This window comes from Stenotrophomonas sp. Bg11-02, assembly GCF_002836635.1.
Taxonomy (GTDB): Bacteria; Pseudomonadota; Gammaproteobacteria; order Xanthomonadales; family Xanthomonadaceae; genus Stenotrophomonas; species Stenotrophomonas lacuserhaii.
Map to the genome: position 1 here is coordinate 1 of NZ_PJAY01000001.1, position 15,565 is coordinate 15,565.

13 protein-coding genes are annotated in these 15,565 nt (G+C 63.3%); all 13 read right to left on the minus strand.

From position 1 onward, the window contains the following. Positions 1 to 85: 85 nt before the first annotated feature. A complete protein-coding gene (locus CXG43_RS00005; RefSeq protein ID WP_101098161.1) occupies positions 86 to 829 on the minus strand; it encodes a pyridoxine 5'-phosphate synthase in 744 nt (247 codons plus the stop codon). Positions 830 to 875: 46 nt separating this feature from the next. Beyond that, positions 876 to 2,336 (minus strand): cardiolipin synthase, encoded by a 1,461-nt coding sequence (gene cls / locus CXG43_RS00010; RefSeq protein ID WP_101098162.1) that lies wholly within the window; start codon positions 2,334 to 2,336, stop codon positions 876 to 878. 108 nt (positions 2,337 to 2,444) lie between these two features. Then, a complete protein-coding gene (locus CXG43_RS00015; RefSeq protein ID WP_101098163.1) occupies positions 2,445 to 2,858 on the minus strand; it encodes a biopolymer transporter ExbD in 414 nt (137 codons plus the stop codon). A gap of 3 nt (positions 2,859 to 2,861) precedes the next feature. Next, complete coding sequence (locus tag CXG43_RS00020; protein ID WP_042612135.1) at positions 2,862 to 3,287, minus strand: biopolymer transporter ExbD; 426 nt, start codon at positions 3,285 to 3,287, stop codon at positions 2,862 to 2,864. A gap of 55 nt (positions 3,288 to 3,342) precedes the next feature. Then, positions 3,343 to 4,101: a TonB-system energizer ExbB gene (gene exbB, locus CXG43_RS00025; protein WP_042612136.1), complete on the minus strand. Its 759-nt coding sequence runs from the start codon at positions 4,099 to 4,101 to the stop codon at positions 3,343 to 3,345. Positions 4,102 to 4,188: 87 nt separating this feature from the next. After that, positions 4,189 to 4,746, minus strand: a complete 558-nt coding sequence (locus CXG43_RS00030; protein WP_182656635.1) for an energy transducer TonB — start codon at positions 4,744 to 4,746, stop codon at positions 4,189 to 4,191. A gap of 255 nt (positions 4,747 to 5,001) precedes the next feature. Continuing rightward, the gene (locus tag CXG43_RS00035; RefSeq protein WP_101098164.1) at positions 5,002 to 6,219 is read right to left on the minus strand and encodes a tetratricopeptide repeat protein; all 1,218 of its coding nucleotides are present in this window, start codon (positions 6,217 to 6,219) and stop codon (positions 5,002 to 5,004) included. A gap of 133 nt (positions 6,220 to 6,352) precedes the next feature. After that, positions 6,353 to 7,159 (minus strand): M48 family metallopeptidase, encoded by an 807-nt coding sequence (locus tag CXG43_RS00040; protein WP_101098165.1) that lies wholly within the window; start codon positions 7,157 to 7,159, stop codon positions 6,353 to 6,355. Between the two features lie 106 nt (positions 7,160 to 7,265). Further along, positions 7,266 to 8,114 carry a CPBP family intramembrane glutamic endopeptidase gene (locus tag CXG43_RS00045; protein ID WP_101098182.1) on the minus strand — a complete coding sequence of 283 codons (849 nt, stop codon included), beginning with the start codon at positions 8,112 to 8,114 and terminating at the stop codon, positions 7,266 to 7,268. Between the two features lie 69 nt (positions 8,115 to 8,183). Continuing rightward, positions 8,184 to 10,643: a DNA topoisomerase (ATP-hydrolyzing) subunit B gene (gyrB, locus tag CXG43_RS00050; protein WP_101098166.1), complete on the minus strand. Its 2,460-nt coding sequence runs from the start codon at positions 10,641 to 10,643 to the stop codon at positions 8,184 to 8,186. A gap of 109 nt (positions 10,644 to 10,752) precedes the next feature. Continuing rightward, positions 10,753 to 11,847, minus strand: coding sequence for a DNA replication/repair protein RecF (recF, locus tag CXG43_RS00055; protein ID WP_101098167.1), 1,095 nt, complete (start codon positions 11,845 to 11,847; stop codon positions 10,753 to 10,755). Between the two features lie 789 nt (positions 11,848 to 12,636). Next, positions 12,637 to 13,737: a DNA polymerase III subunit beta gene (dnaN, locus tag CXG43_RS00060; protein WP_101098168.1), complete on the minus strand. Its 1,101-nt coding sequence runs from the start codon at positions 13,735 to 13,737 to the stop codon at positions 12,637 to 12,639. 275 nt (positions 13,738 to 14,012) lie between these two features. Next, positions 14,013 to 15,368 carry a chromosomal replication initiator protein DnaA gene (gene dnaA, locus CXG43_RS00065; RefSeq protein ID WP_042612144.1) on the minus strand — a complete coding sequence of 452 codons (1,356 nt, stop codon included), beginning with the start codon at positions 15,366 to 15,368 and terminating at the stop codon, positions 14,013 to 14,015. Positions 15,369 to 15,565: the final 197 nt, after the last annotated feature.

Sequence of the window (15,565 nt, forward strand, 5' to 3'; positions counted from 1 at the left end):
CGGACGGCCAGCGGCCGTCACTACCGGGGGGCTTCACGGGGCGTGATGGTTTCCGCCGACCATGGGTCGGCGCTACCAAGGGGGGTTACAGCAGGCTGATGTAACTGCGGACCGTGGCGTCCAGGCCGTCGTACAGGGCTTCACTGATCAGGGCGTGGCCGATCGAGACTTCCAGCACGCCGGGTACGCCGGTCAAGAAGGCGCGCAGGTTGGCCTGCGACAGGTCATGGCCGGCGTTGACGCCCATGCCCACCGCCTGTGCGCGGCGCGCGGCGGTGGCGAACAATTCCAGTATCGCGGTGGCATCGCCGGCGGCGTGCGCTTCGGCATACGGCCCGGTGTACAGCTCGATGCGGTCTGCACCGACATCGGCCGCGCGTTCCAGCAGCGGGTTTCCGGCGTCCACGAACAGGCTGACCCGGCAGCCCATCGCCTTCAGCGAGGCCACCAGCGGACGCAGGCGCTCGCTGTCGGCGGCGAAGTCGAAGCCATGGTCGGACGTCAGCTGGCCATCGCCATCGGGCACCAGCGTGGCCTGTGCAGGACCGGTGGCCTCGCACAGCGGCAGCAGGCCCGGGTAGCCCTCTCGCGGCGGGGCGAACGGGTTGCCTTCGATGTTGAACTCGACGCTGCGGGCGGTGGTCAGCGCGGACAGCGCGTGTACGTCTTCGGCGGTGATGTGGCGGCGGTCCGGGCGCGGGTGCACGGTGATGCCATGTGCGCCGGCGTCCAGGCAGGCCTGCGCGGCACGCAGAACATCGGGGTCGTGGCCACCACGCGAGTTGCGCAGCACGGCGATTTTGTTGACGTTGACGCTGAGGCGGGTCATGACGGCAGGCAGGACGGTGACGGAAGCGCGCAGTGTAGCGCCGCTGTCACAACAGCGGCGAGGCCAGCCGTGCGAAGGCTTCAGGCAAGCGGTGCCGCCACAGGCCGCGGTTGCGTTCGTTGTGGACGCGGGTGGCGCTGTCGAATTCATGGTCCAGGATGCCGGCCAGCTCGGCCACGCGGTCCTTGTCCCGCAGCAGCATGGACAGTTCGAAGTTGAGCCGGAAACTGCGGTGGTCGAAGTTCGCCGTGCCGACGATGCAGACCTCGTCGTCGGCGATGAAGGCCTTGGTGTGCAGCATGCGCGGGCCGTACTCGTAGATCTTCACCCCGGCCTGCAGCAGTTCGTCGAAATAGGAGCGCGCGGCCTGGGTGACGAACCACGAGTCGCTCATCTTCGGCACCAGCAAACGCACTTCCAGGCCCCCCAGCGCAGCCGATGTCAGCGCCATGCGTGCCGCTTCGCCAGGCACGAAGTAGGGCGTCACCAGCCACACCCGGTGCTTGGCTTCGTGGATCGCCGCCACATGCAGGCGATGGATGGTTTCCCAACCGGAATCCGGACCGGACACCAGCACCTGCGCATTGATGCTGCCGTCGTCGCGGCTCGGGGTTTCACGTGGCCACAGCCGCGCCTGGTCGAACTGCTGTGCGTCTTGTCCGCTGGCGTACAACCAGTCTTCCATGAAGACCAGCTGCAGGCTGCGCACGACGTGGCCGCGCAATCGCATGTGCAGGTCGCGGTAGGCGTTCGGGTCGCGCTGTTCGTTCTCTTCGTCGGTGATGTTGATGCCACCGGTGAACGCCAGCAGGCCATCGATGACCACCAGCTTGCGGTGCGTGCGCAGGTTCAACCACGGCCGCTTGAACGGCTTGAGCAGCTGCCGCGGATGGAACCACACGGCCTCGCCACCGGCATCCAGCAGCGGCTTCAGGAACGCTGCACGGATGTTGCCGGCACCCACTGCATCCAGCAGCAGGCGGACCTGCACCCCGCGCTGTGCCGCAGCCACCAGGGCATCGCGCACGGCGGTGCCGGTGTGGTCCGGTTCGAAGATGTAGTACTCCAGGTTCACGTGGTCGCGTGCCTGGTTGATGCCCTCCAGCAGGGCGGCGTAGGTCGCCGCGCCATCCACCAGCCATTCCACTTCGGTGGCGCTGCTCGGCGCCAGGCCGGTGGTGGCCTGGCCGATGGCGGCCAGTTCGGTGCAGTCCGCATCGGGCGGGCAGACGCTGCTGTAATGCTCCATGCCGGAACGCGAACGGCCGCGGCGCAGGCGTTGCCGTTTTACTTTCTGCGGGCCCAGCAGGTAATAAATGAACAGGCCGATATACGGCAGCGCCGCCAGCGAAAGTATCCAGCTGAGCGTGGCCACCGGCTCGCGTTTCTGCAGCATGATCCAGCCGGTCAGGCCGATCAGGTACAGCACGTAGGCAATCGCCATCCCCTTGCCGAGGTGGGGAATGGCATCAAGCCCGTGTCGCAGGGCATCGAAGAAAGCAATCATCGCCGGATGATACGCGAGCATGCGTGGGCCGATAGCGCGCATAAAAAAACGCCCCCGTTTCCGAGGGCGTTTTCCAGTCGCGTCATGAGTGCGGACTGCGTGTAGCGTTTACTGCTGTACGAAACCGATCTTCTTCATCTGGGCGTTCTTCGAGGCGGCCAGGATCTTGGCCATCACGTCGTACTCCGAGTCCGGGCTCGCGTCGATCCGCAGTTCCGGCTGGTTCGTCGGGTCACGCTGGACCTCCTGTTCCATCCGCTGCTGCAGTTCGGCCACGGCGACCGGGCTGTTGTTCCAGAACACCTGGTTGCTTGCATCGACGCGCAACTCGACCGGCGGCGGCGGTTCAACCGTCACCGGGGGCGGGTTGAGCACGCGCTGCGGCAGATCCACGGCGATCGGGTAGGTCATGATCGGCGCGGTCACGATGAAGATGATCAGCAGGACCAGCATCACGTCCACGAGGGGCGTGACGTTGATATCCGCCATGGGGCCTTTGCCACCACCAGAACTGAATGCCATGGCTTACTGCCCCTTCTCTTTGGTCGCAACGAAGCCGACGTCCAGCATGCCCTGTTCCTGCGCGACCTTGGTCAGCTCGTTGATGACGCGCATCTTGGTCGTGCGGTCACCACGCAGGTTCAACGGCGGCTGCGGGGTCTGCTGGGCCGCGGTGGAAAGGCGGGACTCAAGCGTCCCACGGTCGATTTCCTCATCGTTCCAGAAAATCGAACCGTCTTCCTTCACTGCCAGCGTGATCGGACCCTTACGATCATTGGCATCGTCCGGGTTCTGGATCAGGTTGGCTTCGGGCAGCTCGACCTTGACCTTGTGGGACATCAGAGGCGCCGTGATGATGAAGATGATCAGCAGCACCAGCATCACGTCCACGAGGGGCGTAACGTTGATGTCGGCCATGGGGCCGCCGCTGTTACCACTACTGAAAGCCATAACGGGCTCCGTCTAGATCGGTGTGAACTACCTTCGTGCCGGGTACAGCGCGTCCTTAGCGGACGCGCGAACCGGTAGCGAAGAAGTCGTGCAGGTCGTGCGCGAAGGTATCGAAACGGCTGATGGTCGCGCTGTTGATCTTGCTGAAGAAGTTGAAGGCGAACACGGCCGGGATAGCCACGAACAGGCCGATCGCGGTCATGATCAGCGCTTCACCCACCGGGCCGGCGACGGCGTCGATGGAGGCCGAACCGGTTGCACCGATCTTGATCAGCGCGCCGTAGATGCCCCACACGGTACCCAGCAGACCGACGAACGGAGCGGTTGCACCGACGGTGGCCAGCAGGGTCATGCCCGACTGCAGCTTGTTGCTTTCGCGGGTCACGGCCTGACGCAGGGCGCGGTCGACGAACTCCGAACGGCTCAGGGTCTCACCCAGGCCACCGGTTGCGCCGCCTTCGGCACGCTGGTGGTGGGCAGCAGCCTGTGCGGCGTCCAGGGCGATCTTCGAGAAGGGCTCCGAAGCCGGCTGTTCTTCCATCGCACGGATGGCGTCCTGCGCGTTCGGGGTATCCCAGAACAGGCTGGTGACCTTGTCGGCAGCGGCCTTCAGGCGGCTGGCGCGGAAGATGTTGATCACGGTCCAGTACCAGGACATGGCCGACATCACGATCAGGGTGATCAGAACCACCCAGGAGACTGCGAAGTCGCCCGGCTGGCTGGTCATTTCATGGATGAGGTGCTCGAAGCCCATCTGCGACAGGGCGTTGGAGTTGCCCCCGGCAGCAGCGGCGATGAAAATTTCCTGCAGCATGACGCTTACCTTTGTTGTGTGTGGTGTTGAAGGGTGTAGCTAATCATAAGAGCCATCAGCGGGGTGGCCCTGCGGCCACCCGGTGCATCAGCTCAGAGCAAAATTGACCGGTACGCGTACGCGGCCCGCGGCTTTCTTGCCGCCCGACTCGGCTGCGTTGAAGCGCCACTTGCGTGCAGCTTCCATTGCAGCGCGATCCAGGTCGCGGTTACGGCTGGATTTCTCGACCGTGACATTGGTGACGTTGCCTTGGGCATCGACATCGATGATCAGGATCACTTCACCCTGGATACCAGCGCGGAATGCTGCCGGCGGGTAACGCGGGGGATTCATGTTCTTGGACGAGATATCGACGCTGGCCTCGATGGAGGTCGGCGGTGCCGGCGGCGCGGGCGGCGACGGCGGGGTGACGATATCGTTCGGGCGCGGTTCCGGCACGTCGACGATCGGCGCCTGCGGCGGCGGCGGAACCGGCGACGGCTTCGGCGGCGACAGGTTCTTCACCGGCGGCGGCGGCGTCTCATCCGGCGGCGGCGGCGGCGGCGGCGGAGGCGGCGGCGGCGGTGCATCGACGATGGTCACCATCACGTTGCGCTCCTTCTCTGCAGCAGCCTTGGGGGCGACGGCAGGAATGAGGAGCATCATGAAGGCAGCCAGATGCAGTGCGATAACAAACGCGATGCCGAAGATGCGGGGCCAGCTCAGGCCCTTCTCTTCAGTTTCTTCGTAGCGGTGAAAGACTAGTTGTTCCGTCATGCGCCAAGAGCTCGATTGTGGGGCCGGGATGCCCGGGGGCGGGATCCCTGATCAGCGGTGCATGACACCGCAGGAACCTCCAAGCTTATACCAATCCTGAGTGCCTGCGCACGCTTCGCGCAGGCATTCAGGCGTTATTCCTACTTACTTCAGGTTGATGATTTTGTCCGCATCCGCGGCGTTCTTCAGGCCACCCTTGGCCTTGGCCTGACGCGCTGCTTCCTTGGCCTGGGGAATCTTGCCCTCGCTGTGCAGGACACGTGCCAGATTCAGGTAGGTTTCGCCGGTGGGCGACATCGGAGCGGCTTTCTGCCACGCCTCGATCGCCTTGTCCACCTGCTGCGGTTCTGAGTAGTAGTAGGACTGGGCCAGTGCCAGGTAAACCTGGTGGTCCGGCTTCAGTATGCCCTTCTCGAGGCCTTCGTTGATCACCGAGATTACTTCCTTTTCCTTGTTCTCGGTATTGGCGTAGATCGAATACAACTGCTTGTATTCGCGCTCGTCGGTCAACTGGCCCGAAGCACGCAGCTTGTCCATGACGCCGGCGGCCTTGTCCATCTGGTCGGCCTGCATGTACATGTTCGCCAGGTTGAGCTGCGCCTTCTTGTCATTCGGATTCCTGGCGGCGACGGCCTCGGCGGCGCTCACGGCTTCACCGGTCTGGCCGGCTTCGGCGTAGGCGGCCATCAGCAGCTGGTTCCATTGATCCTTCGGCTCGGACGAGGCAGCGATCGCCTCCTTCAGCACCGGGATCGCTTCCTGGTAGCGCTCCAGCTGGTACAGCGCCTGGCCCTTGGAAACCAGTTCCTCGGGCTTCTTCGAACCGCTTTCAGCGAAATACTTGTCGATCAGGGTCAGGCCCTGGGCCTGCACGGCCTTGTCGTCATCCTGCAGCTGCAGCTGGGCCAGCATCAGCATCGACTGGAAGTGACCGTTGTTGTCCAGCGCGTTGGCGTCCAGCACCTGCTGCAGGTAACGCTTGGAAGCGGCGACGTCGTCCTGCTGGTAGGCAGCCTGCGAAGCGAGCTGGGCGGCGAGCGCCTTGTCGTATTCGTTGGCGGCGCTGTTACCCAGGATCGCGGTGGCCTCGGTCAGCGTTTCCGGGAACTTCTGCTCGTTGTAGCTGTCTACCAGCTTCTGCAGCTGCTTGCCGAGCTTGGGCGAGGACTTCATGCCCGGCTCTTTGCGGGTAGCGTTGGGGAACAGCACTTCGGCCGCAGCGGCCTTGCTGCTGCCACGACGCTCGCGCTGTTCCGTACGGTCGGCCGAACGCGTCTGCGCGGTGGCCTCGGCGATCACGGCACCGCTGACAGTGGTCGCAATCAGCAGGGTCAGCAGGGCTTGCTTGTGGTTACGGAGCATATCTTTCACCTCGATCAGACCGCGTAGCGGCAGCAATGACGGACGTCAGAAAAATCTGAGCCGCCAAACGTATCAGAATTATGCGACCTGAGAAATCGTTTCCTGTGCTGCATCACAGCAAATTAACGGCTATTCAGCTACAGCGTGGTTTACGTCCCGCCGCCTGCGCTTGTTGGAACACGCCTTGCAGGCCGGGTGCATCGCGCTGAAGTTCGCGGATCCGATTGGCCGGATCGGGATGGGTAGACAACCATTGCGGGCTGCGGCCACCGCTGGCGGCCATCATGTTCTGCCACAGGTTCACCGCCTGGGCGGGATCGAATCCGGCCTCGGCCATCAGTTTCTGGCCAACCACGTCAGCTTCGCTTTCCTGCGTACGCGAACCGGGTAGCAGGAACAGCGTCTGTGCGCCCATGCCGCCGAACTGGTTCACCGCGCTGGCCGCCGTTTCACCATAGGCCGCGCCTGCAAGCGCGCCGACCACCGACAGACCCGTCTGGGCGCCCATCTGGCGGGTGATGCGCTCCTCATGGTGGCGCGCGATGACGTGGCCGATTTCATGGCCGATGACGGCCGCCAGCTGGTCCTGGTTCTTGGCCACGGTGAAGATGCCCGAGTTCACCCCGACCTTGCCGCCCGGCAATGCGAAGGCGTTGGGTTCGCTGTCTGCGAACACCGCCGTTTCCCAACGCACGCCCCGGTACTGCGAGGGCAGCTGCGCGACCAGTGCATTGACCACGCATTGCACGTAGGCGATCTGCCTGGCGTCGGTGCTGATCTTTTCCTTCTGCTTGGTTTCAGCGAAGGCTTGCGCGCCCAACTGGTCCAGCTGGGCCTGCGAAACCCCGCCGACGACCTGGCGGCGCCCGGTGGGCGAGGTGGTCGTGGCGCATGCGCTCAGCAAGGCGGTAATCGTAAAAGCCAGCAGCAGTCGTTTCATGGATCGGATCCCCGTGTTCATACAGGGAGTGTCCACTCAAACGGCTTAAGTTTTCGTCAATCCAGTCAGCGCATTTCGCGCATGCGCTGTGGAGTGCCGCACGTTTTCAGGTCGCGCCGAAAACCATCAACAACGTCATTGCAACTGCGTTGTTCAAGGCATGCGCACCGATCGGTGCCCATAGGGTGCCGGTGCGCTGGTACAGCCAGCAGAATGCGGCGCCCATGCCGCCGTAGATCAGCCACAGTTGGGCGATTTCAGCCGGTCCATTGCCGCTCGTTCCGGGAATCTCATGGACCAGTGCGAATGCAAGGCTGCTTAGAAGCACGCCGAGCCACGGCTTTCCTGCCTGCCATAGCCGGCCGAACAACACGCGGCGGAACAACAGTTCCTCGTACGCCGGTGCCAGCACCACGGCAAACAACGCCAGGAACACCGGGAACTGCGCTGCTGCGCTGCTCATCAACTCGAGGTTGGTCGGTACCGGCTCTATACCGGCCCGCTTGGCGAGAAAGCCGATGCCGTTGCTGCCGATGACGACAAGTGCCGCCACCCACAGGGTCCAACCCCAGGTGGACGGCCGGCCCAGAGCGCGCTTGGAGGTTTCACGTTCGGCGGGCGTGGCGCGACGACGCCAGAAGTACAGGATCAACGCTGCGCCGCCGGTGGCGAACAGGGCCATCAGGATCTGTGCCAGCGCGCCGGGTTGGCCGAGCTGCGTGGCGATGGTGTCCGGACTCGGCGCTGGCGCACCGTTGGCGGCCAGTTCTGCACCGACCTGCATGCCCAGCACCGCGCCCCACAGCAGTCCAGCAAGCAGGCTCAGCCCGAACAGGATGAGCGCCGCCAGTCCCAGATCGATCAGGAAACCGGCCACCGGTGAGCCGGCGGCATGCGGTTGAGGCGCAGGGGCGCCGGGAAGCGGCGGCGGTGGTACCGGGGTGACTGTCGACATGCGCATCCTGCAGCAGAAGGAGAAACGCCGGCGCCACGTTGATCCGGGCACCGGCAACCTTCGATTGTGTCAGATATCCAGATTGGCGACTTTCAGCGCGTTGTCTTCGATGAAGTCACGACGCGGTTCAACCACGTCACCCATCAGGGTGCTGAAGATCTGGTCCGCAGCAACCGCATCTTCGATGCGAACCTGCAGCAGGCGACGGGTATCCGGGTTGACCGTGGTGTCCCACAGCTGCTCGGGATTCATTTCGCCCAGGCCCTTGAAGCGCTGGATCTGGCGGCCGCGCTTGGCTTCCTCGAGCAACCACGCCTGTGCCTGGGCAAAGCTGGTCACTTCGATGGATTTGGCACCGCGATTGATGGTGGCGCCTTCGCGGACCAGGCCATGCAGCAGGTTGGCCGCCTGGTAAAGCGCGCGCAGTTCGCCGCCGTCGAACGCGGCAAGCGGCAGCACCTGGATGTGCTCTTCGCCCATGTGGCGACGGGTCACCAGCACGGCTGCCGGACGCTGGTCGTTTGGTTCCTGCAGTTCCAGGCTGAAGCGCGCCGAACCCAGGCTGCCCTGGTTGAGGCGGGCAGCCAGTGCATCCAGGCCTTCACCAGCCGGTGCGTTGCGCAGGTGCTCCAGGTCCATCGGAATGAAATTGACGAGCGATTCCAGCAGCTGGCGATCGTAGCGGTGCGCGTTGCGCGAAATCGCTTCGAGTGCACCGGCGTAGCTCAGCAGCAGTTTTTCCAGATGGACGCCGTCGATCGGCGGTTCGCCGGCAGCGGGCACCAGCGCGGCATTTTCCACCGCGCTGCTGGCCAGGTAACTGTCCAGTGCCGGGTCATCTTTCAGGTACAGCTCGGTCTTGCCCTGCTTGATCTTGTACAGCGGCGGCAGGCCGATATAGACATAGCCGCGTTCGATCAACTCAGGCATCTGACGATAGAAGAACGTCAACAGCAGCGTACGGATGTGCGCGCCGTCGACGTCGGCGTCGGTCATGATGATGATCTTGTGGTAACGCAGCTTGTCCGGGTTGTACTCGTCCCGGCCGATGCCCGTGCCCAGCGCAGTGATCAGCGTGCCGACCTGGTCGGAGGCCAGCATGCGGTCGAAGCGAGCGCGTTCCACGTTGAGGATCTTGCCGCGCAGCGGCAGCACGGCCTGGTTCTTGCGGTTGCGACCCTGCTTGGCCGAGCCACCTGCCGAGTCACCCTCGACGATGAACAGTTCGGACAGTGCCGGATCCTTCTCCTGGCAGTCGGCGAGCTTGCCCGGCAGGCCGGCGATGTCCAGCGCGCCCTTGCGGCGGGTCAGGTCGCGGGCCTTGCGGGCGGCTTCGCGCGCACGCGCGGCGTCGACGATCTTGCCGGCGATGGCCTTGGCTTCGTTCGGGTTTTCCTGCAGGAAGGCTTCCAGACGCTGGCCGAACGCGTTTTCCACCGCCGGACGGACGTCCGAGCTGACCAGCTTTTCCTTGGTCTGGCTGGAGAAGCTGGGATCGGGCACCTTGACCGAAAGCACCGCGATCATGCCTTCGCGCATGTCATCGCCGGTCAGGATGATCTTGGCCTGCTTGGCGATACCGTTCTGTTCGATGTAGTTGTTGAGCACGCGCGTTAGCGCGCCGCGGAACCCGGCCAGATGGGTGCCACCATCCTTCTGCGGAATGTTGTTGGTGAAGCAGTACATCGTTTCCTGGTAGGAATCGGTCCACTGCAGCGCCACTTCCACGGTGATGCCGCTGTGTTCGCCCACGACCGAGATCACGTGTGGATGCAGGGGGGTCTTCAGCTGGGCCAGATGCTCCACGAAGCTGGCGATGCCGCCTTCGTAGTGGAAATCATCGCGACGACCTTCTCCGCGCTGGTCGATCAGAACGATCTTGACGCCGGAGTTCAGGAACGAGAGCTCGCGCAGGCGACGGGCCAGGATGTCGTAGTGGAACTCGACGTTGTCGTGGAATGCCTTGGTCGAGGGCCAGAATCGCAGCGTGGTACCGCGCTTGGTGCTGGCTTCCACCTGCTGCAGCGGCATCACGGCGGCGCCGTCGGCATATTCCTGGTGGTAGTGGAAACCGCCCTGGTAGATATCCAGCGTCAGCTTCTGCGACAGCGCGTTGACCACGCTGACACCCACGCCGTGCAGGCCGCCGGACACTTTGTAGCTGTTGTCGTCGAACTTGCCGCCGGCGTGCAGGACCGTCATCACGACCTCGGCTGCCGAGACTTCGCGATCCAGCTTCCTGCTCATCTGCTCATGCTTGCCGGTCGGGATACCACGCCCGTTATCCGACACGCCGACCGAGCCGTCTGCATGGATCGTCACCGAAACATGGTCGGCATGGCCCGCGAGCGCCTCATCGATCGAGTTGTCGACGACTTCGAACACCATGTGGTGCAGGCCGGTGCCGTCGTGGACATCGCCGATGTACATGCCGGGGCGCTTGCGGACGGCCTCCAGGCCTTCCAGCGCCGTAATGCTGTTGGCGTCGTAGGTGCCGCTGTTTGCAGGGGTGTTCTGTTCGTCAGTCATTGCGCTCGCCGTAGGCTCCGCAGGTCGGGCGCCAACGAATGGCGCGCCGAGAAAGAGGGGGTGTTCCAACCTGAATTATACCAGCCGGGCAGGTGTACCCCGGGGGCCACTATGGCACACCCGTGACATGGCCATGTTCCACGTGGAACCGCGCGATATCGGTGCGCTCCAGCAGGGGCACGGGGGTCTCGGTGGCGGTGATGAATATCTGCGCTGGGCCTGCCAGCAGGCGGTCCAGTACCCGGCCTTGATGGTTTCGATCCAGTTCCGACCCCAGATCATCCAGCGCGATCACTGGCCAATGCCCGCGCTCGACCGCATAGTCTTCGGCCTGCGCCAGCAGGCAGGTGAGGGCGGTGAGCTTTGCTTGCCCGCGGGACAGCGCATCTCTTCCGGGGATGCTCCCAAAAGCGACGCTCCAGTCCGCGCGGTGCGGGCCAACCGAGGTATAGCCAGCCTGCCGGTCGCGTTCGCGCGCGAGCAGCAGCGCATCGGCCAGCGAAACCTCATGCCGCCGCCAGCCGGGGCTGAGCGTGAGCGACTGGACGTCCAGCTGGGGGGCGAGGGCGGCGGCAAGTTCCACGGCCCGCACCTGCAGCCGCTCCAGGTAATGCAGACGGCGGCTGGTCAAGGGTTCGCCGGCTTCGGACAGCTCATGGTCCCAGGTGTCCAGCATCCGCGGCGAGCCGCCTTGCTTGAGCAGGGCATTGCGCTGCTTCAGGGCCCGCGAATAGCGTCGCCACAGAGAAAGAAAGTCTGGTTCCACGTGGAACAAGCCCCAATCCAGGAATCGGCGACGGGGTTCGCCGCCGCCGCTGACCAAGGCGTGGCTGCCGGGTTCAAAGGTCACCACCGCCAAGGCCGCGCACAGATTCCCCAGCTGCGCGACGTCTTCACCGTCCAGTCGGCCTTTCCAGTCCTGCCCGGAATGACGAAGACCGGCACGACGGCGTATTTCGCTGCCCTCGGCATTCGATTCGTCCCATTCAACGAAGATTTCCAGCGACTCCTGTCCTTGGCGGATCAAGCCGTCGCGAACCCGGCCGCGGAAGCTGCGCCCGTAGGCCATCAGGTGCAGGGCTTCCAGCACGCTGGTCTTCCCGGCGCCGTTTTCGCCGGTCAACAGGTTGATGCCGGGCTGCGGCAACAGTTCTGCCGCGTCGAATCGACGGACCTGGTGTAGGGAAAGACGGCGGATCTGCATGGAGGGACGCGGCCGGAACCGACGGTGCGGGAAGTTGAGCGATCTACCAGCTTACTGCATCGGTCAAGTGCCCTCAGACGGAAGAGTGAGGCCAGGGCGCGCTATGGGGGCCGAGTTGGGCTTGGTTCTACGAGTCTGAGGCCGCAACGCTCACCAGATTTCAAGAAATCCAGGCCGGTTCCCGGAGACGGTTCCACGTTGTGGGGCTGAAATCCTTGAATTCTGACGGGCCCCAGCCCACGACCCGTCTCAGATTTCGACGAATCAGCTCCATCCTCGAAGCCGGCCGGAAAAACCTCTGGATGACTTATACACAACCACTGGGCAATCTGTGGATAAAAAAGGTGGTTGAAGCCGGCCTGAAATCTATCCACAGGTATTCCCCCAGCCCGACACCCTATTTGAGGGGGGGTTTCGAGGCCAACAACCTCTTTTAAATCAACCATATAGCCTACTTATACATGAAATCTGGCCCTACCATCACCACCATGCTTTAGATTTATACCCAGATTTAAAAGCTTGGCAGCCCCTTCGAACAAGCCCGGGAGGGGTGTGGATAGCGCCTACAGTGCACGGCGAAGCAGGCGGCAATGACGCAGCAGATTCACTCAAAAGTCCGGATCTCTTGCGGGCTGCCGACCGACGCTGACTGACCTCTGCGTCGAATCAGACGCCAGAGCGGCTGAACGTCTCATCCCCGGCGACCGAACCCGATGACGATGCTCCACGTGGAACAAAAAAAAACGCCCGAACAAGTCGGGCGTTTTCTGTTCCACGTGGAACCGAGCGTCAGAGACGCAGCGGCATCACCACGTGACGCGACTTTTCGCTGCTCGCTTCACGCACCAGCGCCGAGGAGTTCGAGTCGCGCAGCTGCACGATGACGAACTCATCGCGCAGTGCCGAAAGCGCATCCAGCACGTAGTTCACGTTGAAGCCGATAGCGAGGTCGCTGACGGTGGTCTCGGCCTCGATCTCTTCCTGGGCTTCTTCCTGCTCCGGGTTGTGCGCGCTGATCTTCAGGTTGCCCGGCGAGACTTCCACCCGGATGCCGCGGTACTTCTCGTTGGACAGGATCGCGGCGCGCTGCAGCGAGGCACGCAACGCTTCACGATCCACCTTGACCTCACGGTCGGCACCGATCGGAATCACGGCCTCGTAGTCCGGGAAACGCCCATCGATCAGCTTGGAGGTGAAGGTCACATCATCGCGCTTGACCCGCACGTGGCTGCGGCCGACTTCCAGCTCGATCTCACGATCACCGCTTTCCAGCAGACGCTGCAGCTCGGTGACGCCTTTGCGCGGCACGATGATCTGGCGCTTGGAACCGCTGGGCTTGGCCAGATCGGTTTCGCACAGCGCCAGGCGGTGCCCGTCAGTGGCAACGGTGCGCAGCGTATCGCCGCGAAGGTCGAACAGCAGGCCGTTGAGGTAGTAGCGCACGTCCTGCTGGGCCATGGCGAACGCGGTGCGTTCGATCAGCTCCTTCAGCGTGGCCTCGCCGATGGCAACGCGCTCGGTGGCTTCCACTTCGTCCACCGACGGGAAGTCGTTGGCCGGCAGGGTTGCCAGGGTGAAACGGCTGCGCCCCGCCTGCACAGTGATCTTGTCACCGGTCTGCGAGACGGTGATCCGGCTGCCATCGGGCAGGGCGCGGATGATCTCGAAGAGCTTGCGGGCGGGAATGGTGGTTTCGCCGTTTTCGGCGTCTTCAACTGCGATCCGCGACACCATTTCCACTTCCAGGTCGGTACCGGTCAGCGAAAGCTGCCCGTCCTGCACCTGTACGAGGAAGTTGGCCAGAACCGGCAAGGTCTGGCGGCGTTCGACCACATTGACGACTTGCGCCAACGGCTTGAGAAAGGCTTCGCGCTGCAGTGTGAAACGCATGTGGTTCCGTGCCCCTATGCTTTAAAAAATATGGAATAAATCAAAAGCTTGGTGGTGATGGTAGAGCCAGAATTCAGGGAAAACACACTCAAGTATTTGAATACAAAGGGTTTTAATGCATCGAAACCCTATGGAATACCGCCCTTCAAAGGGGGGGGAAAGCTGTGGATGGAATTCCCTGGATCTGGAACGCCTTTTTTATCCACAACATGCCCCGTGCTTGCCCCCGGATTCTGCACCGTTTTGTGCGATGACGCCTCAACGGCGTACGTGCATCATTCGCTCAGCTTGCGAATGAGCTTGTCCCAGTCTTCCCGCAGCTTGCCGTCGGTTTCCATCAACGTCCGGATCTGGCGGCAGCCATGCAGCACCGTGGTGTGGTCCCGCCCAGCGAAGGCGTCGCCGATCTCGGGCAGGCTGTGCTCGGTCAGTTCCTTGGTCAGGGCCATCGCGACCTGGCGTGGACGGGCCAGCGACCGGGTCCGACGCTTGGACAGCAGATCCTTGATCTGCAGGCCGTAATAGTCGGCAACGGTTTTCTGGATGTTGGGAATGCTGATGGCCTGCTGCTGGGCCCGAAGCAGATCGCGCAGGGTTTCCTGGGCGAACTCCGTGGTGATCGCCCGGCCAGTGAAATTGGCTCGCGCGGTCAGGGTATTCAGCGCGCCCTCGAGGTCGCGCACGTTGGAGCGCATCTTCTTGGCAATCAGGAACGCCACATCGTCGGGGATCTCAGCGCCACGTTCGCGTGCCTTGGCCAGCACGATGGCAGCGCGGGTCTCGAAGTCCGGCGGCTCGATGGCAACTGAAAGGCCCCAGGCAAGGCGCGACTTCAGGCGCGCTTCCAGGCCTTCGACTTCGCGCGGGTACCGGTCGCAGGTCAGGATGATCTGCTGCTTGCCGTCGAACAGCGCATTGAAGGTGTGGAAGAACTCTTCCTGGGTGCGGTCCTTGCCGGCGAAGAACTGGATGTCATCGATCAACAGCGCGTCCACCTGCTGGAACTGGCGCTTGAACTGATCCATGGTCTTTTCCTGCAGGGCCCGGATCATCGCGCTGAAGAACTGTTCCGAACGCAGGTAGAGCACCTTGGCATGCGGGTTGGCTTCGCGCATCGCGTTGCCGGCCGCGAACATCAGGTGGGTCTTGCCCAGCCCGGTGCCGCCGTACAGCAGCAGCGGATTGTGCGCACGGTCACCCGGACGCTGCGCGGCCTGGAACGCCGCCGCCAGGCCCAGCTGGTTGCTGCGCCCTTCGACGAAGTTGGCGAAGGTGTAGTGCGAATCCATGTTGCCGGCGAACGGCACCACCGGCGCACTGGCCGCCGGCGGCAGCGCCGGCGAGGCACCACCGCTGAACAGCCCCGGATTCGACGCGATCTGCGTCTCCATGGGGCGCGGACGCGAGCCGATTTCAAGAAAAACGTCGCCAAAACCAGCGAAGTGGGTCAGCAGTTCGCGGATCCTCGGCAGGTACAGCGAGCGCACCTGGTCGACGATGAAGGCATTGGGGGCGAAGAGGATCAAGGCGTCAGCGCGCAGATCAGCCTGCAGCGGCTTCAGCCAGGTGTGAACGTCTTCAGGCGGGAACTCCGCTTCAAGGCGTTCCAGACAACGGGACCAGGCATCCATCGGCAATAATCATCTTGGGCCGGTGGTCAGGCGCTTGAAAGCACCGTCCCGACAGGCCGGAAAGGGGGAAAAGGATGACTCAGACTACCATCGCCGGGCGGTGTCTGGAATGCTTGTCCCGCAGTTATTCACAAAATCATCCACAGCTATTGCACAGCCCCATGAAATCGCGTAGTCACAAGGACTTGACGCGAGGG